Origin of the sequence: Corallococcus caeni (genome assembly GCF_036245865.1) — a bacterium.
GTDB lineage: Bacteria > Myxococcota > Myxococcia > Myxococcales > Myxococcaceae > Corallococcus > Corallococcus caeni.
In genome coordinates this window covers 1,022,793-1,044,293 of the sequence record NZ_BTTW01000002.1, presented here as the reverse complement: position 1 = coordinate 1,044,293, position 21,501 = coordinate 1,022,793, and the positions used below count along the sequence as shown (strand labels likewise).

Genomic DNA, 21,501 nt, shown 5'->3' with positions numbered 1-21,501 from the left:
TTAGAGGCAGGGACCCGGAGAATCATGCAGGAACGTGTGCGCGAGGCACTTCCTACTGCCCATACCCCCGGAATTGCTGGAACACGCGCTCCATCTCGGCGTCGTCCAGCAGCACCGGTTCGCCCAGCTGGAGAGCGCGCCAGTACATGGCCGCCAGCGTCTCCACCTCCACCGCCAGCTTGAAGGCCCCGGGCAAATCCGCGCCCACCGCCACCAGCCCGTGGTTGGCCAGCAGGCACGCCTTGCGGCCCTCCAGGGCCACCATCATGTTGCGCGCCAGCTCCGGGGTGCCGAAGGTGGCGTACTCCGCGCACCGCACGTCCGTGCCGCCCGCCGCGGACACCATGTAGTGGAACGCGGGGATGCCCCGGCGCAGGCACGCCAGCGTGGTGCTGAACATGCTGTGCGAGTGCAGCACCGCGCCCACCTCCGGCCGCGCCTGGAGGAGGTCCCGGTGCAGCTGCCACTCGGTGGACGGCTTGCGGTGGCCCTCGTGCGAGCCGTCGAAGCGCATGAGGACCAGGTCCTCCGGCGTCATCGTCTCGTAGTTCATCCCGGACGGCGTGAGGAGGAAGCCGCCCTCCACCCGCTGGCTCAGGTTGCCGGACGTACCCTGGTTCAGCCCGGACGTGTTCATCCGCCGCGCGGTGGCCACCATCGCCTCGCGCAGCGCCAGGTGGCCCCCCACCCCGCTCACTTCGCCGCGCTCCGCTGCGCGCGCCGCTCCGGGAAGAGCGACAGCATCCCCTCCTCCGTCGCCGGGCACACGCCGCGCTCCGTGACGAGCGCCGTCACCAGCCGCGCGGGCGTCACGTCGAACGCGTAGTTCGCGGCGGGGCTGCCCGGAGGCGTGATCCGCACCGTGGCGATGTCCCCCGACGGCAGCCGGCCCGTCACGTCGCTGAGCTCCGCGCCGTCGCGCTGCTCGATGGGGATCTCCTTCACGCCGTCGTGGATGGTCCAGTCGATGGTGGGCGACGGCAGCGCCACGTAGAACGGCACGCCGTTGTCCTTCGCGGCCAGCGCCTTGAGGTACGTGCCGATCTTGTTCGCCACGTCGCCGTGGGCCGTCGTGCGGTCCGTGCCGACGATGCACAGGTCCACTTCCCCGTGCTGCATCAGGTGGCCGCCGACGTTGTCCGCGATGACCGTATGCGGGACGCCGTGCTGTCCCAGCTCCCACGCCGTCAGCACCGCGCCCTGGTTGCGCGGGCGCGTCTCATCCACCCAGACGTGCAGGGGCAGGCCCGCGTCGTGCGCCAGGTACATGGGCGCCAGCGCCGTGCCCCAGTCCACCGTGGCCAGCCAGCCGGCGTTGCAGTGCGTGAGCACGTTGAGCCGGCCCTTGCGGCCCTTCTTGTCCCACGCCGCCTGGAACAGCTTGAGCGCGTGCTCGCCGATGGCGCGGTTGATGGCCACGTCCTCGTCGCACAGCGCCGCCGCCTGCCGGTACGCCGCCGCCACGCGCTCGGAAGGCTTCAGGGGCGTCAGCGCCGCGCGCATCCCGTCCAGCGCCCAGTGCAGGTTCACCGCCGTGGGCCGCGTGGCCCGCAGCATCGTCAGCGCCTGCTCCAGCGCGCCGTCGGACGCGTCCTGCCGCATGGCCAGACACACGCCATACGCGGCCGTGGCGCCGATGAGCGGCGCGCCCCGCACGAGCATGCTGCGGATGGCGTGACCGGCTTCATCCGCCGTGGACAGCTTCACCTTCACGAACGCGTGCGGCAGGCGCGTCTGGTCGATGACGCCGACGCTCCAGCCGTCGGACTCGACCCAGATGGAGCGCATCGGAACGCCTTGGACTTTCATCGCCGTGTCTTCCTTGTTCCCGCGTTCAGCGCTTGAGGACGCGGCCCGCCACCGCGGAGAGCTTCTCCACCATGGCCGGGTCGCGCGCGTCGGGCGACGTCATGATGGCGTGCTCCAGGGCCGTCTGGCAGCCGGCGCGGCACAGGGCCGTGTGCTGGCTCACGAGCGGCGCGATGTTCTTCACCAGCCCGCGCGCCTTGCCCGCGTTGCCCAGCAGCACCGCGACCACCTGGTCCACCGTCACCGCGTCGTGGTCCGGATGCCAGCAGTCGTAGTCCGTGACCATCGACACGCTCGCGTAGCAAATCTCCGCTTCCCGGGCGAGCTTGGCCTCCGGCATGTTGGTCATGCCGATGACGTCGCAGCCCCACTGCCGGTAGAGCTTGCTCTCCGCCAGCGTGGAGAACTGCGGGCCCTCCATCACCAGGTACGTGCCGCCGCGGACGATCTTGATGTCCAGGCCCTCGCACGCGGCCATCACCGCGTCGCCCAGGCGCGAGCACACCGGCTTCGCCATGGACACGTGCGCCACCAGGCCCTGCGAGAAGAAGCTCTTCACGCGCGCGAAGGTGCGGTCCACGAACTGATCCACCACCACGAAGGTGCCGGGCGGCAGGTCCTCCCGCAGGCTTCCCACCGCGGAGACGGAGAGGATGTCCGTGACGCCGCTGCGCTTGAGCGCGTCGATGTTCGCGCGGAAGTTCAGCTCCGACGGGGGAATCCTGTGACCGCGACCGTGGCGCGGCAGGAACACCACCGGCTGGTCGCCGATGCGGCCGAAGCAGAACTCGTCCGACGTCTCGCCGAAGGGCGACGACACCCGGCGCCACGAGACGTCCGTCAGGCCGTCAATCTGGTACAGGCCGCTGCCGCCGATGATGCCCAGCACGGGCTTGTTGGAACTCGACATGGGGGAGACTCCGCTCCGGGATGGAGAATCAATTCAAGACACGCGCGCGAACGGATCGAGCGACGTGAAGTCGTGGAACACCGGGTGCCCGTGGTCCGGCGGCAGGGCCACCTCGCCCCGGTCCAGGGCCGCGGTGCGCAGGCCCGCCTGCTTCGCCGCGTCCAGCTCCGCCACGTTGTCGGAGAGGAACAGGATGTCCCCCGGCGGCAGCTCCAGCGCCTGGGCAATCTTCGTATACGACGCGGCCTCCACCTTGGGGCCGGTGGTGGTGTCGAAGTAGCCGGAGAACACCGGCGTCAAATCCCCCTCCACGCTGTAGCCGAAGATGAGCTTCTGCGCGGCGATGCTGCCGGAGGAATAGACATACAGGCGCAGGCCCCTGGCGTGCCACTCACGCAGGGCCCGGGCCGCGTCCGCGTGGACGTGGCCCTTGATTTCGCCGCGCGCGTAGCCTTGCTCCCAGATGAGCCCCTGGAGCGTCTTGAGCGGCGTGGCCTTGCGGTCCACGTTGAGCCAGCGCTGGAGCAGCGCCACGGTACCTGTCTCGTCCAGCCCGGGCTCACCCGCGAGCGTGCGGGCGTCGGAGAGGCACTGGCGCACGGTGGCTGACTGCCCGTGCGTGGCGACGTACTCCGCCAGGTGCTTCCGGGCGAAGGGGAAGAGGACGTCCTTCACGAAGGCGATGGAGCTGGTGGTGCCTTCGATGTCCGTGACGATGGCCTTGGGCGCGCTCACGGTGCGTACTTCGGGAAGCGCTCGGCGATGGTCTCGCCGGTGAAGTGGCCCACCCAGCCGTCCGGGCGGATGAAGAAGCGGATGGCGGCGAAGCGGGGCGCGGCGCCCATGTCGAACCAGTGCTTCATGCCCTCCGGCACGCTGATGAGGTCGCCGCGCGTGCACTCCACCTGGAACACCTTGTCGCCCGCGTGCAGGTAGAAGCAGCCGCTGCCCTCCACCATGATGCGCGACTCGTCCTCCGTGTGGGCGTGCTCGGAGAGGAACTTCGCGCGGGCGGCCTCCACGTTGGGGGCGTCCGGCTTGATGCGCGCCACGTCCACGGTGTTGTAGCCGTGGGCCTTCATCTCCGCGTCCACGATGTGCTTGTAGGCCGCGAGGACCTCTTCCTGGCCCGCGCCGTCCGGCAGGTCCACGGACGCGTTCACGCGCTCGAAGCGCACGCCCGCGGGCTTCAGCTCGCGACGGATGTCCTCGGGCTCGGTGTAGACGCCCAGCGGCGCCTCCGGCTGGTGGTCGTTGTAGACAATCAGCTTGCTCATCGCCGCACCTTCATCTTCTCGAGTTCGTACGTCAGCAGGTGTTCCAGCGCCACCACGTGGCGGCGCGCCTCGGCCATGCTCCGGCCCCAGGTATAGAGCCCGTGGCCGGCAATGAGATACGCGACCAGGTCCGTGCGCTTCGTGAGCATCGCGGTCACCTTGTCCGCGAGCCGGGGGATGTCCTGGTCGTTGGGGAAGATGGGGATGGACACCGCCGCCTCGTGCGTGCGCGTGTCGCCCAGGGCCTTGAGCAGCTCGAAGTCCTGGAGCACCAGCTCGCCCTCCGGCAGCCGCAGGTTCGACAGGAGCGCGGCCACCACGGAGTGCGTGTGCAGCACGGCCTGCGCCTCCGGCCGGTCTCTATAAAGCTGCAGGTGCAGGGGCGTCTCCGCGGACGAGCCCTTGGGCGGCGGCGCGTGGATGTCCGCCACCAGGATGTCCGCCTCCACCAGCTCGCCCTTGTCCACGCCGGAGCGCGTGACGGCGGCGGTGCGGGCATCCAGCCTGCGGGAGAAGTTGCCGCTGGTGGCGGGCACGAAGTTGCGCACGCTGAGGAAGCGGCCCACTTCGACGATTTCACGGGCCGCTTCGGACAGGGTCGCGGCAGGGGCCGGGTCGATGCTCATCCATCCCTCGGGGGAGCTTGAGGACGCGATGAAACATCGCGTTGATGACAGGGAGCATAGTCCGGGGGTCGCCGGTAGGCGCAAGGGAACGCGACGCAGGACGTCATGCGTCCGCCCGGCCCGCTCAGGTCCCGTCGAGCGCGAACGTGGCCAGCCGCGCGAACTCCTCCTGGCCGCCCCGCTCCAGCACGTCGTTGTGGTGGGCGCCCGGCACGGTCACCACCCGGGCCTGGGGGAAGCGCGGTCCCAGCGTGCGGCCCATGTCCACGGGGATCACCTCGTCTTCTTCGCCGTGGATGATGAGGACGGGGATGGGGATGTGGGGGGCCTTGTCGAACGACAGGTAGCGGTCGCGCATCAGCAGCGACGCGGGCAGGAAGGGGAGCGTGCGCTGGCCCATGGCGACCATGGACGTGTACGGGGACACCAGCACCATGCGTGCGCCGTACCCGCGCCGCGCCATCTCCACCGCGACGCCGGTGCCCAGGCTGCGCCCGCTGAGCACGATGTCCTCCGGCTTGACGCCCTGCTCGCGCAGGAACTGGAGCGCGGCCTCCGCGGACGAGTACAGGCCCGCCTCCGTCGCACTGCCCGGCGACGCGCCGTAGCCCGGGTACTCCACCGCGAGGAAGCCCAGCCCCGCGTCCCCGAGCGCCTGGCCGAAGCCCCGCTGATCCAGGAGCTGCTCGCCGTTGCCGTGGAAGTGCACCACCGTGGGGGCCCCCGGCGGCGCGGGCACGTAGAAGCGGTCCACGTCGAGGCCGCTGGCCAGCGGCACCACGCCGAAGCCGGGCTGGTCGCGCAGCATCGTGGGCTCAGCATGGGGCGCGGGGTAGATGAGCGAGCGCTGCGCGGCGAAGGCGAGCGCGCACAGCGCGAGGTACAGCATGCCGGTGATGAGGACGAAGGCCATGAGGGGGCGGCGGAGGCGTTGCACGCCGCCAGTCCATCACACCGCGCGCTCCCGGGGCGACACCCGGGCGATGAAGAAGAGGGGCCTCCGAGCCCGAGCGCGGCACGAACTGGTCCGACTGTCGGACCAGTTTGGACCGCGTGGGGCGGGAGTGGAGCTCAGGTGAACATCCCCAGGGCGCGGTCCTCCCGGTAGCCGGGGAAGACCTTTGACAGGTCCACCCCGGGCCGGCAGGCACGCAGGGCTTCGGCCAGCGGAGCGCGGACGTCGGTCCAGGAGGGCACGTCCCGCCCGTCCTGGAGGTGCTCCACCGTGAGGGCTTCGAAGCGGCCGTGCACGCCGCCCTTCACGCCGCCGCCCAGCGCGAGCATAACGCCGCCCACGCCGTGGTCGGTGCCCTGGTTGCCGTTCTCCTTCACGGTGCGGCCGAACTCCGTCATCACCAGCACCGTCACGGTGTCGAGCTTCGGGCCCAGGTCCGCCGCGAACGAGGCCAGTGCCTTGCCCAGCTCGTCGCAGCGCTTCGCGAACGCGCCCTGGGTGACACCTTGCGCGACGTGGGTGTCCCAGCCGCCCATCTCCGTCGCGGCGACTTCGAGCCCCACGTCCCCCTTGATGAGGCGCGCGATGTCCTGGAGGCGGCGGGAGAGCGGGGTCGTCGGGTACGTCACGCCGGGCGATACGGGCAGCTTCGCGAGGCGCGCTCCGTCCAGCCTGGACATGGCCTCGAAGGCATCCGCGCCCGCGCCCTTCAGGGCCTGGTCCACCGCGCCGGAGTAGAGCGCGGAGAAGCCCTGGCGTGCGTCGCCCTGCTGGCGTCCGGTGCGCAGCCGGAAGTCCTCCAGGCGCCCCATCGCGAGAGCCCCCGCGTCGCCGTAGAGCGCTCGGGGCAGCGTGGGTTGCAGGGCCACGGCGCGCAGGGGTGCGTCGCCCTTCGCGTCCGCGAGCGCGCGGTTGAGCCAGCCGTCCGCGGTCGACTTCCGGCCGGGCGTGCCGGACTCCAGGAAGTCCTGCGCGTCGAAGTGCGAGCGCGGCGCGACGGGCAGCCCCACGCCGGGGAGCACCGCGAGCTTCCCCTCCGACCACAACGGCATCAAGGCGCCGAGCGACGGGTGCAGCCCGAAGGGGCCCGTGAGCTTCAGCGCCGCGTGCTCGCCCTGGAGCCTGAGCGCCAGTGTGGGCCGTGCGCGCTGGTAGGCGTCATCCTCCACGGGTGGCACCAGCGAGAGACCATCCGCGCCGCCGCGCAGGAAGACCGTCACCAGCGCGCGACGGGCGGGCGTACTGGCGGGTGTCGCGGCCCAGGCGCGGGAAAGGAAGGACGGTGCCAGCACGAGGCCCGCGCCCGTGACGCCCAGTGCCTGGAGGAGCTGCCTGCGGGAGAGACGTGCGGTCATTGTTTCTGGAACTCCGGCGAGCCGAGCAGCAGCCCCGCGATGAGAGGCACATCCACCGGAGGCGCTTCGTCCACGGCGCTCGCGGCCTCGCGCTTCTCCGCCAGCGCCGCGAGGATGGTGGCCCGCGTCTCCTCCGACGGCTTCGCGCCCAGCAGCGCCTGCCCCAGGCCGTCCACCCACTCCACCGCGCTCGGAGCCTGCTTCGGCGCGAACGCATCCAAGGACACACGCGCTCCGGGCATCCGGCCTCCCACCAGGTCCAGGCCGAAGTTGAGCCTCGCCACCAGCGCTCCGCTGTTCACCCAGGGCCCGGCCACTTCCGGGAAGCCCGTGGGCGCGGGGGCCCGGTAGAGCGGCTCGCCCATCAAGGCCAGATGCCGCAGCAGCCGGGGCGTCACCTCCACCTGAGCGTTCGTCGCCCTGAGCGCGGACACCACGTATTCGAAGGGCGTCTTCACCTTCGCGGCCCGCGCCCGAGGCGACTGGAACTCCGGCGACTGGAACAGCGCGCGATACACCGCGCGCAGGTCCCCCTTCGAGTCGAGGAACACCTTCGCCACGCGGTCCACCAACTCCGGCGGTGGTTCATCCGCGACGAAGCGTTGCGCGAGCTTCAGCGCCACGCGGCGCGCCGTCGCGGGATGGCTGGCCAGCAGATCCAACACCCGCTCCCCGTCCTTCTCCCCTCCTCCCGCGGGAATCGCCTTCCCCAGCACCCGCTTCGCATCCGCGTCGTGCGCCACCTCGCGGAAGACGAAGCCGGGGTCCTTGCGCGGCTTGCGGATGCTCCAGCCCGTGAAGCAGCGCGCCACCTCGCGCACGTCATCCTGCGTGTAGCCGCCGTCCACGCCCAGCGTGTGCAGTTCCAGCAGCTCGCGCGCGTAGTTCTCGTTGAGGCCCAGCTTCGGCTTCGCCTCTTCCTCGTCGTCCGCGTCCTCCATCATCGCGGCCTGGCGCCGGAAGCGGCGCGGGTGGCGCAGCTCTTCCTGGCTCAGCCCCTCCCGCGTGCTGCGCCAGTTGTCGAGGTAGAAGAGCATCGCCGGGTGGTGCGCCGTCGCGCCCAGCAGCTCCCGGAAGGTGCCGAAGACGTGCGGCCGGATGGCGTCGCGCTCGTAGGACGTGGCCAGCCACTTCACCGCGCCCTTGTCCTCGGAGACGTTGAAGTGGTTGAACCAGAAGTCCACCAGCACCTCCTCCAGCTGGCGCGGACTCTCCACCGCGCGCAGCACCCGCGCGGAGGAACGCTCGAAGACGACGCGCGCCGGGCCCCGCTCGCGCTTCTCCTCGGGCGGCATCTCCGGGGGCGGCCGGGGGTAGTCCTCCACCAGCTGCTCCATCGACATCCGCAGCGTGGGGAACGCCTGGAGCTTCGCCTCCAACCCGGGGGGCAGCGCGTCACCGGACGCGGGCTGGAGCTGGGCGTCCACCCAGCCGTCCACGCCCAGCCGCTTCACCTCCGCCAGGTCCTTCTCCGACGGGCCGTACGCCAGCCGTTGCAGCACGTGCACCGCGCGCGCCTCGTCGAAGGGCGCAGGTGCTTCAGGTGCCGTGACCTGCGACCGGGACGCACACGACAGGCACACGGCCACCAGGGGCCAGACAGGGAGGGCGCGCATGTTGATGCCTTCAACCCCGGACGCGCCGGAAGGTTACGCGCCCGCCTGGAAGAACCTCAGTGCAGCATCGCGCCGAAGAGCGACAGGCCCAGGTGCACCGCGGACGCGACCACCAGGCCCGCGCCCACCAGGCCCGCCGCCGTGAGGGCCATGGGGTTGCGGTCCGCGAGGCGCAGGCCCTTGTGCAGGGTCTTCTTCAGCATCGTGCGCTGGCAGTGCACGTGGATGCGGCCCTCCAGCGCGGCCTGCAGCTGCGCCACCATGTCGTCCACGGACTCGAAGCGGTCCTTGGGGTCCTTGCTCATCCCCTTCTTCACGAACCACATCAGCTCCGCGGGCACCGGGCCCTGCGCGCTGTTCAGGTGCATGGACGCCATGTCCAGCGTGCGCGTCTGCACCGCCGTCATGATGTCCGGCACTGACTGGAGGCCGTCCAGGTAGTGCGACAGCGACAGCAGCTCGTGGAAGAGCACCGACAGGCTGTAGACGTCGCTGCGCGCGTCCATCGTGTCGTGCTCGCCGCGCGCCTGCTCCGGGGACATGTAGAGCGGCGTGCCCACCACGGAGCCCAGCTCCGTCTGCAGCGGCCGGGCCGAGTGCAGGTCCGTCGGCTCACCGGCCGCGATGGCCCGGGCGGCGGACGCGCCCACGCGGCGCGCGAGGCCCCAGTCCAGCACCGTCACCTCGCCGAAGGGGCCCACCATGATGTTCGCGGGCTTGAGGTCGCGGTGGATGAAGCCCTTGCCGTGCGCGTACGCCACCGCGTGCAGCACGCCCAGGAAGATCTGCACGCGCACCTGGAACGGATAGCGCACCAGCGCGTCCAGCTCCGACTTGCGCAGCCGGGCGATGATGGACTCCAGCGTCTCGCCCTTCAGGTGCTTCATCAGGAAGTAGTACCGGCCCTGCTCATCCACGCCCACGTCGTGCACGGGCGCGATGTTCGGGTGGTCCAGCATGCCCACCGTGCGGATCTCCTCCACGAAGCGCAGCACGCGGTCCAGGTCCGCGCCCGGGGGCAGCCGCTTGAGCGCGACCTCCCGCTCGATGTCGTGGTCGCGGATCAGCACCACCTCGCCCATGCCGCCCTGCCCCAGCGGGCGCACCTCCTCGAAGCGCTCGCGCTGCAGCGGCACCACGCTGGGTTGCTGACCCTGCCACTCCACGCGCGGCAGCACCGTGTTGCGGCGCTGGGTCGTGGATGCCCCCGGGGTGAGCGTGGGCGCGAGCTGCGCCCCCGAGGACGGAGAGATGAGCGTGTTTTCCAGGCCGGCCGCGAGCGTTTGACTCATACGCGGCCAGGAATAGCAGGCACTCCGTGCGCGCGCCCACTAACGCGCAGTCCCTGACGCAACCGCGCGAAACCACTGGGCTGGCGAGCAGCCAGGCGTCACCCCGCCGGGGTGAAGGGCACGTCCAGCACCGGCAATTTCGTAGCGCCGGGCAGGTCGTAATGCCACCACTCCATCTTGTTGCGCTGGAAGCCGGCGCCCTCCATGGCCTTGCGCAGCACCTCGCGGTGTTCGCGCGAGGCGGGGGTGCCGCCGGAGTAGCCGTGGTGCGCCGCGGGGGTGAAGTCGTCGAAGGGGGTGGGCATCTCCACCTCCGCCCCATCCTTCGTCACCAGGGTCAGGTCCACCGCCCCGCCCCGGTTGTGGTTGGAGCCCTTGCGCGGGTCCGCCACGTAGCCGGGCTTCGGGAGGATCTTCCACATCTCGTACTGCACCGCGCGCGGCCGGTAGCAGTCGTACACCTTCAGCCGGTAGCCCTGGGGGCGCAGCGCGTCCGCGGCCCGCGACAGGCGCTTCGCCGAGTCCGGCAACAACAGACACCGCGCGCCGTCCGGGTACACCTGCTTCTTGAGGAAGTTGTCCTTCGTCGCGTAGCGCAGGTCCAGCACCAGGTCCGGGATGACGGTGGTCGCGTCCACCAGCTCCGCCTTCGGTGCGGCGGCCTTCGGTGCGCTTCCGAGCAACGCCAGGGTCAGCGTGAGTCCCGTCGCCGTGAGCATCAGCGCACCCCGTCCGTATACACCGTGGGGTCCGGCACACCGGCCTCCTGGAAGCCCTTGGCGCGCAGCAGGCAGCTGTCGCAGCGGCCACACGCGCGGCCCTGGGCGTCCGGGTCGTAGCAGGAGTGCGTCATCCCGTAGTCCACGCCCAGCTTCACGCCGGCCTGGATGATCTGCGCCTTGGTGAGGCCGGACAGCGGCGCGTGCACCTTGAAGGTCGCGCCCTCCACGCCCGCCTTGGTGGCCAGCTGGGCCATGGCCTCGAAGGAGCGGATGAACTCCGGGCGGCAGTCCGGGTAGCCGCTGTAGTCCACCGCGTTGACGCCGATGTAGAGGTCCGTAGCGCCCACCACCTCCGCCAGCCCCAGCGCCAGCGAGAGGAACAGCGCGTTGCGCGCGGGCACGTAGGTGACGGGGACGTCGTGGGACATGGCGTCCTCCGAGCGGTCCTTGGGCACCGGGATGTCGTCCGTGAGGGCCGAGCCGCCCACCTGCCGCAGGTCCACCGTCACCACGCGCACGTCGCGCACGCCCATGGCGGAGGCGACCTTCTTCGCGCGCTCCAGCTCCACCGCGTGGCGCTGGCCGTAGGCGATGGACAGGCACACCGGCTCGAAGCCGTCCGCCTTCGCCATCGCCAGGCACGTCGTCGAGTCCAGGCCGCCGGACAGCAGCACCACCGCACGCTTCGCCATTCCATCCTCCACTTCGGGGCGGCGCACGTTACACGACGGGGACAGGCCCGGGGTGCTTCAGTCGATGCGGTCGCCGCTCACCGTGTACACGGTCGTGCAGGTGGACGGGTTGCATTTGCAGGCCGCGCCCTTGCCCGGCAGGAAGACGTCCGTGAGCGTGCCGCACGCGAGCGACACGTCGTAGCCGTTCTCCGTGGGGGCCGGGATGTCGCCCTCCGGCACGCCGCCGTCCAGGCGCTTGCAGTCGCGCGCCACGTTGCGCGACTGGCTGTCGCTCAGGAGCATGACGTTCAGCGCTTCCTCAATCTCGGAGTCCTCGCAGCCAGTGCCGCACGAGTCGCGGCGCGCGGTGGCGCGGTGGGTGGAGGACACGCTCTGGCCGGTGTAGCCCGCGTCGCGCGAGAAGCCCTGCACGGTGAAGAAGCCCGTGCCCGCGTCGGTGTCGCGGGAGAAGGTGCCCTCGAAGGTGAAGGTGCCCGCGTCGTCCAGCTGCGCGAAGTCGCGCGAGCCCGCGTCGCACGTGGTGCGCGCCGCGTCCAGCTTCGCCTGGAAGCGGAACGTCCCCATCACCTGGTTGCCCGGGTACACGGGGTCGGAGAAACAACCCACCGCCACGGCCAGGGCCGCCGCGGGGAAGAGCGCCAGTGCCAGTCGCTTCAGGTGCATGAGGCGCTCCAGGTTAGACGTCCAGCGAGGCCAGGGCCAATTGCCGGAAGGCCTCGCTGCGGGACAGCACCGCGCCCACATCCACGCCCGCCGGGTCACCGCCGCGCACGTCCGGGTCCAGCCGCGCCAGCACGCGCCCCGCCGCCAGCGACGCGGGCATCGCGCGCCAGGCCACCACCGCCGCGTCCTCCCACGCCAGCACCGCGCCGGGACGGGTGAGCTCCACGCCCTCGGAGCCCAGCGCCAGCGCCAGCGCGCACAGCCAGCCCAGCTCCACCGCGCCGAAGCAGCCGAGCGCGCCCGCGCCCAGCACCAGCGCGTCCGGCGACGTGAGGTACGCCTCCACGCCGCCGCGCGGATCCACGGACAGGCGCACGTTCTCCGCGCCCAGCGACACGAGCACCGGCTTCAGCGCGACGTGCAGCCGCGCGAGGCTCGCGTCCGTCACCGGCACCAGGCCCTCCGGCTCCGGGTGCTGGAAGTCCCGCGCGCGAGGCTCCAGCCGCGACACGGGCGCGCGAGGCGCGGGGGCGTCGCTGCCGACGAGCGCGGCGCCGATGCCGTCCGTGCGCTCCGCCTCCGGACGGCCCAGGGCGCGCAGCGCTTCCGCGTACAGCGTCCAGCCATCCACGTCCGGCCACTTCTCACGCAGGAGCGCGGGCCAGAAGCGCACCGCGAGCACCGCGCCGTCCGGGGACGGAGAGAAGCGCTCGGTCACCCACCGCGTCAGCGCGGGCGTGAGCTGTTGCGCGTCCGCGAGCCGCTCCGCCAGGCGCACCGCCGGGCCCACGAGCTGCGCGTCCAGGTAGCCGCGCAGGATGACCTCCAGCTCCACAGGGTCCTGCGTGAGGCGCTCGCGCAGCCGCAGCGCTTCGCCCACCAGGCCGCGCGCGTCGGCGAACTTCACGCGGCGGGCCAGCCGCTCGTCGGTGTCCGGGAGCTGCTCCAGCTGCGTGGCCGCCTCGGCCCAGCGCTGCTGGGCTTCGTAGGCGTCCGCCAGGCGCTCGCGGTACGGCGTCCACGCGTCGGCGCCCGCGAGCTTCGCGAGGGTGTCCGCCAGCGCGAGGAACACCGTGGACTCGCGCGCCTCGTCCACCAGCGCGAGCAGCGACTGCACGGCGGCGAGGTTGTCCGCGTCGTCGGTGAGCGCGGCCTCGAAGGCCTCGCGCGCCTCGGCGGGCTGGGCCAGCGGGCCCTGGAGCAGCTCACCGCGCTCCAGGTGCAGCAGCGCGCGCGCCTTGGCGTCCTTCGTGTCCTCCGCGATGAGCGACAGCGTGCGCTCCGCGGACTCCAGGTTGCCCAGCTGGCGCTCCAGGGCGTAGCGCTCGCGCAACAGCTCCTCGCGGCGCGCGGGCCAGCCGTCCGCGGCGAAGGCCAGCGACTCCAGCCGCGCGGGCTCCGGCAGCTGACGCACCCGGGTGAGCACCGCTTCGGCCAGGGCCTCCGGCTCCAGGCCCAGCTCCGGCAACAGGAGCATCAGGCGCGCGCCGAGGCCGGGCTCGCCGCCCAGTTCTTCCAATGCGCGCAGGCGCGCGAGCACCGGGGCCGGACGGGCGCGCAGGACCTCGTCGCGCAGCGCCACGGCGAAGGCGGCGTCGCGCTCGTGGGACAGGGCTGCCAGCTCCAGCAGGCCTTCCCACTCCGCGTCCTCGCGCAGGCCGTCCGCCAGCGCGGAGGCGTGGGCGGGGTCCGCGTCCGGCATCGCGACCAGGGCCCAGAGGGCCACGCGCGTGCGGGGCACGTCGCCCGCCTGCGCGGCCATGGCCAGCGCGTCGGTGTACTCGCCGGCGGCCATGGCGGGCGCGAAGCCCACGTCCAGGGCGCGCGCGAAGGCGCCCAGGCGGGCGAAGCGCTCGGCCAGCTCCGACGCGGACAGCATGTCCGGTGCGTCGGTGGCGATGCGCTCGATGACCTCCAGCGCCTCGCCCATCTCCCCCGCCTTCTCCCAGAGGCCGGCGGCCTCCAGCAGCAGCGGGGGACGCTCCTCGGGGGCGGCGAGCCGGGCCGCCTGCAACAGCGCGCGGGCGGCGCGGGGCGCGTCTCCGGAGGCGCGGTGCAGGTGCGCGACGAGCAGCGCGGCGCGCAGGTCCGGCTCCGTGGCGACGGCGGCCTTCGCGGCCTTCAGCGCCTCGTCCAGTTGGCCCGCCTTCTCGAAGGCGCGCGCGGCGGCCACCAGCAGCGACACCCGCTGTTCACCCGACGCCAGCTCCGAGCGGGCCACGCGCACCTCGGCGCGGCGCGCGTGCGCCTCACCGAGCAGCGGCTCCAGGGCCTCCAACGCGTCGGCGTAGCCGGCACCGGAAGCGCCCCGCGACACCACGGCCTCCAGCGCGTCGCGGGCGGCGTCCTCGCGGCCCGCGTCCTTCGCCAGCGTCGCGAACTCCAGCCGGAGCACCGCGGACTCGTCCGCGTCCTCCGTGAGGGGGATCAGCCGCTCCAGCGCGGCGAGCAGCTCGGCGGACGCCTTGCGCGCGCGCAGGCCGTCCACCAGCGCGCGCAGGGCGGCCGGGTTCTCCGGATCCGCTTCCGCCGCGCGGCGCGTGAGGGCCCAGGCCGTGTCCGCGTCCGACAGCGACTCGTTCGCCACGGACGCGGCGGCGAGCAGCAGCTCCGCGGCGCGCGAGCCTCCCGCGGCCTCCGCGCCCGCTTCGTAGATGCCCAGCAGGTCGCCGTGGCGGCCCAGGGCGCGCAGGCCCTCCACCGCGCGGTCGATGACGCTCGCGTCCGCCGGGCGCAACCGGGCCAGGGGCACCAGCGCGTCGATGGCCTCGCGCGGATCATCGAAGAGGTCGGCCGCGCGGCGCAGCAGCACCTCTTCCGTCGCCGCGTCCTGGGCCCTGCGCGCCAGCTGCAACGACGCGCGGTACAGCCCGGGGCCGTTGCCCGTGCGCGAGTGCACCTCCGCGAGCAGCGACAGCGCCTCACCGCCGCGCGCGCCCTCCGGCTCCAGCGACACCACGGCTTCGAAGGCATCCGCCGCGTCGTGGAACGCCCCCGACGCGAGCGACGCATGGCCCAGCCGCAGCCACGTGCGCACGCGCACCGGCACCGGCAGCGAGTCCCCGCCCAGCGCCAGCACCCGGCGGTCATACGGCTGCGCGGCGGCGGGGCCTCCACCCTGCGCGGCCAGCTCGGCGCGGGCGCAGAGCGCATCCACGTCGCCGCCCGCGCGGCCCAGGTAGTCGTCGAAGGCCTCCGCGGCCTTGAGCGCTTCGCCCGCGTCCAGCAGGCGCTGGGCCCGCTCACGCAACAGGGGCAGCGCTTCCGTGGGGGCCACGGCCTCCGCGCGCTGGCCCAGCAGGTCCGCCAGCCGGCGCACGTCTCCGGCGGCGCGCTCGCGCACGTGCTGGAAGGCCTCCGCGTTGGCGGGGTCCAGCTCGAACGCGCGGTCCTCGCAGAGGATGGCGCGCTCGCGGGCCCCCTCTTCGCGGAAGGCGCTCGCGGCGGCGAGGTAGCTCGCGGCGGCCTCGGCGGGCGTCTGGCGCTCGGCGCGGCGGAGCATCAGCTCGGCCAGGGCCTGGCGCTCGCCGCTCTCCTCCAGGAAGGCGCGGTGGCGCGTGAAGACGGGCTCCCGGAACGGATCCGCCTCCAGGAGGATGGCGTCGAACTCCGCGGCGTCGGCGGGGCGGCGCACCTGGTGCAGCAGCTCCGCCGCCTGCGCGGTCAGGTCCAGGTCGTCCGGCTTCGCGGCGCGCGCGGCGATGAGCGCGGCGGCGGCGGCCTCCGGCTTGTTCGCGCGGTCGCGGTAGAGGACCGCGGCCTGGAGGAGCAGCGCCGCGTGACGGTCGGCGTCAATCTCCCCCTCCGCGCACTCCTCGTACCAGGCGGCCAGCTCCGCGAGCCGTCCGTCGCGCTCCAGCAACTCCGCGAGCAGTCCTTCAGCCTCCGTGAGCCACCGGTCCTGGCGCAGGGCCTGACGCAGGAAGCCCTCGGCCTTTTGCACGTCCGCGAGCTCGCCCAGGTTCAGGCGGGCAAGCCGCAGCAGCACCGCCGCGCCCTCGCGCGTGCCCGTCATCCGGGGCAGTCCGCGCTCCCACCAGCGCGCCTCGGCGGCCGCGTCGTCGCGGCGCTCGGCCAGGGCCGCGCCCATGCGCGCGGTGTCCAGCTCCGCGGCGAACCCGAAGGCGCGCTCCAGGGACGCTTCGGCCGCGTTCAGGTCCAGCTTCACGTCGCGCAGCAGCTCCGCGCGGCGGCGCTCACACGCGGCGGCCTCCGCGTTGCGCTCCCCGGCGGCGAGCAGGTCGCGCGCATTGGCGAGCGAGCGAAGCGCTTCGTCCGCGCGGCCCAGCGACTCGGCGAGCCGGGCCTCTTCGTCATAGGCCGCGAGCGCGGCGTCCACGTCCCCGGCCTGGAGGCTGAGCGCGGCCACCGGCTGGAGCTCCGCCAGCAGCTCCGACGTGCGGCCCGTCTCGCGGTAGAGCGCGACGAGCCGGCGGCGCAGCGGCAAGGGCTCCTTCGCCATCTGCGCCGCGTGCGACAGCAGCGATGCGGCGATGCCCGCGTCCGCCAGCGCCTCGCGTGCGCGCTCCGCCAGCGACACGAGCCGCGCGACGGTGTCCTCGGACGGCGCCAGCACGCGCGCGTGGGCGACGCGCACCTCGAAGGCACCGCGCGGATCATCGCGCTCCAGCAGCGCGGCAAGGCGCTCCACGGCGCGCTCGCACAGCGGACGCTCCGCCAGCAGGTGCCGGTACGCGGCCACCGCGCGCTTCACGTCGCCGGCCTGCTCCGCCAGGTCACCCAGGCGCAAGCTCGTGGCCTCCGCCGCCTCCGGAGCCGCGCGGAAGTCCGCCGCCTGGACCAGGGCCTCCTGCAACGGCAGCGCTTCGCGCACCGCGCCGCGCAGGTAGAGCAGGTCCGCCAGCGTGGCCAGGTCCTCGCCCTTCGCGGGCACCCGCGCATGCGCGCGACGCGCCAGGGCCAGCGCCCGGTCCAGCTCCTGGGCCTGCCGCGCGTACGTGACGCCCTCGCGCAGCAGCGCCGCGGCCTCGGCGGCGTCGGCGTCCTCCGCCGCGGCCTCCAACAGGCCCGCGGCCTCCAGCAGCTCGCCGCGACCGGCCACCAGCGACACCAGCCGGCGGCGCACCGCCGCGTCGGCCGGGGTCAGCCGCAGCGCCTGTCGCAGCGCGGCCTCGGCGGGCGCACCCTGCCCCAGCCGGTCGAGGTAGAGGCTCGCGAGCTCCGAGTACAGCGACGCGGCGAGGGCGGTTGGCGCATGGGGCGCCTCGGCGGCGAGCAACTCCGCGAGCCGGGCCCAGTCCTCCAGGTCGCGCAGCACGCGCTGCAGCGCGAGCGTGGCCTCTTCGTGGCGCGGCGCCAGGACGAGCGCGGCTTCCAGGTCGCGCGCGGCGGCCTCGCGGTCACCCAGGTCTTCGAGCAGCGTGGCGCGCAGCAGGAGCGCCTCCACGCGGCGGGCGATGGGCCCCTGACGCGCGGCCTCGACCAGCGCGGCGGCTTCGTCGGCGGGCTTGCCGTCGCGGCGGGCCAGCTCGGCGAGCGCGAAGAAGGCGTCGCACCGCGCGTCGGCGGGCAGCTCCAGCGCGATGGCGGCACGCAGCGCGTCCCCGGCGGAGGCGCGCTCGTCCTTCTCCAGCAGCACGGTGGCCAGGGCCAGCAGCCGCTCCCGGGCGCGAGCACCCAGGGTGGCATCCGCGGCGACAGCGCGGCGCCAGGCATCCAGTTCAGCGGGCGCGTCCGACGCCTCGCGCGCCAGCTCCGCCAGCATCAGCAGCAGCGGCGCGGGGCGACGCGACAGCTTCGCGGCCTGGGCGCAGTCGTCCCGTGCGAGGCCCGTGCGGCCCGCGCTGCGGTGCAGGGCGGCACGGCGCGCGAGCAGTTCGGCGCGGGCCTCACCCGACGCGGCGGACACCAGCGTGCCCAGCAGCTCCAGCCGCTCGGCTTCTTCTTCCGGCGTGCCCGTACCGGGCGGGGGCAGCAGCTCCAGCAGCGCCTGCGCCGCCCACGCGTCCTGCGACTCCTCCGCCAGCAGGCTGCGCAGCGAATCCGCCGCGGCGCTCGCACGGCCCAGGGAGAGGCACAGCTCCGCCAGCTCGCGGCGAGCCTGACGGCGGGCGTCTCCGGAGAGGCGCGGCCACAGCTCCACCAGCAGGTCCGCCAGGGCCTCGCGGGCGCCGGCCTTGCGGTGCAGCGCGGCCAATTCCAGCCGCGCGTCCAGGTCCTCGGGCGTGCGCGCGCAGAACTCCGCGAGCAGGCGCCGGGCCGCGTCCGTGCGGTTCGCGCGCACGGCGGCGGTGGCGGCCTTGCGCGTGAGGGCCACGCGCTCCGCCTCGCGCGGGGCGTCCACGTCCGCGGGCGGCAAGGCCAGCACCGCCTCGAAGTCCTCCAGCGCGGCGCGGGCATCCGTGGTCAGCCGCAGCTCGCCCCGGCGGATCCTCGCGGGCGCGAACGTCGCGTCGCGCTCCAGCGCCTCGGCGAGGAAGGCCTCCTCGCGGCTCGTGCCCGCGGCCAGCAGCGACGCGCGGAAGAGCAGCTTCGCGCCCGCCCGGGCATCCGGCACCAGCGTGGCCCGCCGCGCGTACAGCCGCGCCGCCTCCAGCTTCTCGCCGCGCTCCAGCTCCAGCTCGGCCAACGCCTCCAGCACCTCGGCGGCGAGCGGTCCCTCGGGGCTCGCCTCCAGCGCGGAGGCCAGGCGCATCAGCGCGGCGGCCTTCTCCCCGCGCTCCAGCAGGGCGCGCGCGCTCTGGAGGAACAGCGGCGCGGCCTCCTCCGACCGGTCCGCGCCCACCAGCGCCTGCGCGCGCGTGGCCCACAGCTCCGCCAGCGCCTGCGTCTCGCCGGCCTCCGTGTAGAGGGCCTCCAGCCGCGTGGCGAGCACGTCGTCCAGCCGGCGCAGCGGGAACGCCTGCGCGTACGCGGCGATGGCTCCCTCGCGGTCGCCCAGCAGCTCACACGCCCGTCCCAGCCGCGCGCGCACGTCCGCCAGCTTCTCCGGCGCCGCGGTGCGCGGCAGCGTGGCCAAGAGCGACTCCAGCGCGCGCCGGGCATGCTCGGGCCGCTCGCAGCGCAGGCTCAGGTCCGCCAGGTCCAGCAGCACCGCCGCGTCCGGCGCGAGCCGCGCGGCCTTCTCCAGCGCCACCAGCGCGTCGCCCACGCGACCCAGCCGCGCCTCCAGCACGCCGGCCAGCTCACGCAGCGCCGCCGCCGCCAGCCGCTTGTCGCCCTGCGCCTCGGCCACGCGCGCGCGGTCCTCCAGCGCCGTCGCGAGCCCCGCCAGGTCGGAGCGCTTGCGCTGCAACGCGCACAGCTCGCCCAGCGCAGGCAGGTCATCCGGCTCCGCGCGCAGCACCTCCTGCAGCGCATGCACGGCGAGGTCCAGGTCGAATGCCAGGTCGCGCGCGGCCACCGCGAGGCGGCGGTACTTCTGCGCCCGCTCCTTCGGCTCCACCGTCAGCCGCGCCAGCGCCGCGAGGCACCGGGTGAGCTGCGCACCGTCGCGGCGGGCCTCGGCCAGCGCGAGCAGCGACTCCAGCGCGGGCCGGTGGTCGCCATCCGCCTCCAGCGCGAGCGTGAGCAGCTTGTCGGCCTTGTCCGCCTGTTGGAGCTTGCCCCGGTACAGCTCGCCCGCCTCGGCCCACAGCGCGGCGCGGGCCTTCGGCTCCTCCTTGAGAGCAGCGGCCTTCTCCAGCGCCTCGGCCAGTTCCTGCGAGCGGCCGGTGACGCGGAAGTATGGAATCAGCTCATCCAGCGCGACCGCGTCGCGCGGATCCAACGCGAGCGCCGCTTCCAGGTGCTCGCGCGCCCGCGCCGGGTCACCCAGCTTCGTGCGCGACAGCCGGGCCAGCGCGTGGTGGCTCTCGTGCGCGGCGTGGCGCACGCTCTCCGAACGCGGCGCCGGTCCCGCCAGCTCCAGCGCCTGCTGGTAGCCGCTCAGGGCCTCCTGCAACCGGCCCAGGCCTTCGGCCACGCGCGCGGACGCGAACAGCGGCTCCGGCTCACCGGGCAGCAGCGACACCGCCTCGCGGTAGCGCAAGAGCGCGTTCTCCGGCTGCTTCAGGCCGTCTTCCCACACCCGGCCCGCGAGCAGGTCCGCCTGTCCCACGCGGTCCAGCTCGTGGCGCGCCATGGACACTTCGCGCAGCCGGTCCAGCGCCTTCAGCGCGCGCAGGTGCTCGCCGCCGCGGTGGCACAGCTCGCCCAGCAGGAGCAGCGCGTCCGGTTGATCCGGCGACAGGCGCAGCGCGGCCTCGCAGTGCAGCCGGGCCCCCGCGATGTCGTCCTCCGTCTGTGCGCACAGCCGCGCCAGGTGCACGTGCGCGTCCGCGGCCTCCAACGGGTCGCGCGCCAGGGCCGCGAGCCGCCGGTACGCCCGCACCGCGCCCGCCCGGTCGCGCGCCTGGTCCGACGCGCGCGCCAGCGCCTTCAACGACGGCAGGTGGTCCGGCTTGAGGCCCAGCAGCTCGTGCAGCGCCTTCACCGCCACCTGCGGCGCGGTGTCGCGCGAGGAGCGCGCGGCGGCCTCGGCGGCGAAGAACGCGGCAGCCTCTTCCGACGTGCGACGGGCCAGCGCGCACAGCGCCAGGTAGCGCTCCGCCGCGCGGGCACCTTCACCCCGGCGCTCGCGCACCACGGCCTCGCCCCACAGCGCCGCGGGGCTGCGGTCCCGGCGGCGCGACAGCGTGGCCGCCACATCCAGGGCCAGGTCGTGCGCCTGCGGATCCGCGACGAGCAACGCCAGCAGCCGCTCCGCCGCGAACGGGTGCGCGTCCTGCGCGTCTCCGGCCTGGAGGTACGCCTGCCGCGCCTCCGCGAGCCGGCCCTGCGCGACCAGCGCTTCCGCGTCCGCGAAGGCCCGCGCGCCCTCCAGCGCCAGCATCAGCTCCTCGTCCGGCGCGGCGGGCGGCGGCAGCCCACCGGCGGCGAAGCGCAGCCGCAGGCCCGTGCTGGAGACCTCCGCCGCGGACAGGCGCGCGGTGTCCAGCGTGGGCACCTTGTAGCCCCGGCTCAGCGCGGCCAGCTCGCACAGCGCGGGCAGCACGCGGGTGGAGAAGCCGGTGGCGCCGCGCACCTCCACGTCCGGCAGGAGGCCCAGCGCGCCCACGGCCTCCGACAGGACGCCCGGCAGCTGCACCGACGGCGTGGCGGAGAAGCCATACAGCCGCACGTCGTAGACGTAGACGGCCAGCCGGTCCCCGTCCGCGTCGAAGGCGATCTTGAACGTGAACGGCGTGCGCTCCGGCGCGGGCAGCCGGCCCTGGCCCTCCAGGTAGCCGGGGCGGAAGTGCAGCCGCAGCTCCTCGATGCCCGCGAGCCGCCCGGCCAGCTCCGCCACCTTGCGGGTGACGAGGTCCGCGTCGACCGTCAGCTCCAGGAAGCCGAACAGCAGCTTCTTGCGCTGGTAGCGCGTGGCGCCCGCGCTGACGTTGAACGGGAAGCTGACGTCCGGAATCTGGAGCGCGAAGTCGGCGATGCGCAGCCCGGGCTGGACCTCCAAGGCCGGAAAGCCCACGAACGCACGCCGATCCAACAGGCGTAGCTCGGGGGCGGCGCCGGATGCGGGCGCGGCGGGCTTGGGGGACTCGCTATCGGTGGCCATCGTCGGAGGCTGGGGAGGCTACCATGAC

Annotated in this window: 14 protein-coding genes; all 14 read right to left on the bottom strand. The window is 73.7% G+C overall.

The genetic code is table 11. The features are described from left to right. Positions 1 to 52: 52 nt before the first annotated feature. Positions 53 to 697 carry a class II aldolase/adducin family protein gene (locus AABA78_RS12375; RefSeq protein ID WP_338263173.1) on the bottom strand — a complete coding sequence of 215 codons (645 nt, stop codon included), beginning with the start codon at positions 695 to 697 and terminating at the stop codon, positions 53 to 55. Then, on the bottom strand, positions 694 to 1,809 hold the full coding sequence (gene mtnA / locus AABA78_RS12370) for an S-methyl-5-thioribose-1-phosphate isomerase (RefSeq protein ID WP_338263172.1): 1,116 nt from the start codon (positions 1,807 to 1,809) through the stop codon (positions 694 to 696). The genes AABA78_RS12375 and mtnA overlap by 4 nt, the downstream gene beginning before the upstream one ends. 25 nt (positions 1,810 to 1,834) lie before the next feature. Continuing rightward, a complete protein-coding gene (locus tag AABA78_RS12365) occupies positions 1,835 to 2,719 on the bottom strand; it encodes an S-methyl-5'-thioadenosine phosphorylase (RefSeq protein WP_338263171.1) in 885 nt (294 codons plus the stop codon). Positions 2,720 to 2,752: 33 nt separating this feature from the next. After that, a complete protein-coding gene (gene mtnC / locus AABA78_RS12360; RefSeq protein ID WP_338263170.1) occupies positions 2,753 to 3,454 on the bottom strand; it encodes an acireductone synthase in 702 nt (233 codons plus the stop codon). Next, complete coding sequence (locus AABA78_RS12355) at positions 3,451 to 3,996, bottom strand: 1,2-dihydroxy-3-keto-5-methylthiopentene dioxygenase (RefSeq protein ID WP_120524442.1); 546 nt, start codon at positions 3,994 to 3,996, stop codon at positions 3,451 to 3,453. Before AABA78_RS12355 ends, mtnC begins: the two co-directional genes overlap by 4 nt. Further along, a complete protein-coding gene (locus AABA78_RS12350) occupies positions 3,993 to 4,622 on the bottom strand; it encodes a methylthioribulose 1-phosphate dehydratase (RefSeq protein WP_338263169.1) in 630 nt (209 codons plus the stop codon). The genes AABA78_RS12355 and AABA78_RS12350 overlap by 4 nt, the downstream gene beginning before the upstream one ends. Positions 4,623 to 4,746: 124 nt before the next feature. Continuing rightward, entirely contained in the window at positions 4,747 to 5,559 is an 813-nt protein-coding gene (locus AABA78_RS12345; protein ID WP_338263168.1) for an alpha/beta hydrolase, read from the bottom strand. A gap of 134 nt (positions 5,560 to 5,693) precedes the next feature. Further along, complete coding sequence (locus AABA78_RS12340) at positions 5,694 to 6,932, bottom strand: DUF1501 domain-containing protein (protein WP_338263167.1); 1,239 nt, start codon at positions 6,930 to 6,932, stop codon at positions 5,694 to 5,696. Further along, positions 6,929 to 8,548, bottom strand: coding sequence for a DUF1800 domain-containing protein (locus AABA78_RS12335; protein ID WP_338263166.1), 1,620 nt, complete (start codon positions 8,546 to 8,548; stop codon positions 6,929 to 6,931). The genes AABA78_RS12340 and AABA78_RS12335 overlap by 4 nt, the downstream gene beginning before the upstream one ends. A gap of 56 nt (positions 8,549 to 8,604) precedes the next feature. Then, on the bottom strand, positions 8,605 to 9,840 hold the full coding sequence (locus tag AABA78_RS12330; protein ID WP_338263165.1) for a serine/threonine-protein kinase: 1,236 nt from the start codon (positions 9,838 to 9,840) through the stop codon (positions 8,605 to 8,607). A 98-nt stretch (positions 9,841 to 9,938) separates the two neighbouring features. Further along, positions 9,939 to 10,559, bottom strand: a complete 621-nt coding sequence (gene ddpX / locus AABA78_RS12325; RefSeq protein WP_338263164.1) for a D-alanyl-D-alanine dipeptidase — start codon at positions 10,557 to 10,559, stop codon at positions 9,939 to 9,941. Beyond that, entirely contained in the window at positions 10,559 to 11,254 is a 696-nt protein-coding gene (queC, locus tag AABA78_RS12320; RefSeq protein WP_171412009.1) for a 7-cyano-7-deazaguanine synthase QueC, read from the bottom strand. The genes ddpX and queC overlap by 1 nt, the downstream gene beginning before the upstream one ends. Before the next feature lie 57 nt (positions 11,255 to 11,311). Continuing rightward, the gene (locus AABA78_RS12315; protein WP_338263163.1) at positions 11,312 to 11,920 is read right to left on the bottom strand and encodes a hypothetical protein; all 609 of its coding nucleotides are present in this window, start codon (positions 11,918 to 11,920) and stop codon (positions 11,312 to 11,314) included. Positions 11,921 to 11,933: 13 nt separating this feature from the next. After that, positions 11,934 to 21,473 carry a flagellar hook-length control protein FliK gene (locus AABA78_RS12310; protein WP_338263161.1) on the bottom strand — a complete coding sequence of 3,180 codons (9,540 nt, stop codon included), beginning with the start codon at positions 21,471 to 21,473 and terminating at the stop codon, positions 11,934 to 11,936. Between the last annotated feature and the right edge of the window lie 28 nt (positions 21,474 to 21,501).

Excerpts from the sequence above, each read along its gene's own strand:
- mtnA (WP_338263172.1), bottom strand. The coding sequence starts at position 1,809 with ATGAAAGTCCAAGGCGTTCCGATGCGCTCCATCTGGGTCGAGTCCGAC.
- AABA78_RS12365 (WP_338263171.1), bottom strand. The coding sequence starts at position 2,719 with ATGTCGAGTTCCAACAAGCCCGTGCTGGGCATCATCGGCGGCAGCGGC.
- AABA78_RS12355 (WP_120524442.1), bottom strand. The coding sequence starts at position 3,996 with ATGAGCAAGCTGATTGTCTACAACGACCACCAGCCGGAGGCGCCGCTG.
- AABA78_RS12350 (WP_338263169.1), bottom strand. The coding sequence starts at position 4,622 with ATGAGCATCGACCCGGCCCCTGCCGCGACCCTGTCCGAAGCGGCCCGT.
- AABA78_RS12340 (WP_338263167.1), bottom strand. The coding sequence starts at position 6,932 with ATGACCGCACGTCTCTCCCGCAGGCAGCTCCTCCAGGCACTGGGCGTC.
- AABA78_RS12335 (WP_338263166.1), bottom strand. The coding sequence starts at position 8,548 with ATGCGCGCCCTCCCTGTCTGGCCCCTGGTGGCCGTGTGCCTGTCGTGT.
- AABA78_RS12330 (WP_338263165.1), bottom strand. The coding sequence starts at position 9,840 with ATGAGTCAAACGCTCGCGGCCGGCCTGGAAAACACGCTCATCTCTCCG.
- ddpX (WP_338263164.1), bottom strand. The coding sequence starts at position 10,559 with ATGCTCACGGCGACGGGACTCACGCTGACCCTGGCGTTGCTCGGAAGC.
- queC (WP_171412009.1), bottom strand. The coding sequence starts at position 11,254 with ATGGCGAAGCGTGCGGTGGTGCTGCTGTCCGGCGGCCTGGACTCGACG.
- AABA78_RS12315 (WP_338263163.1), bottom strand. The coding sequence starts at position 11,920 with ATGCACCTGAAGCGACTGGCACTGGCGCTCTTCCCCGCGGCGGCCCTG.
- AABA78_RS12310 (WP_338263161.1), bottom strand. The coding sequence starts at position 21,473 with ATGGCCACCGATAGCGAGTCCCCCAAGCCCGCCGCGCCCGCATCCGGC.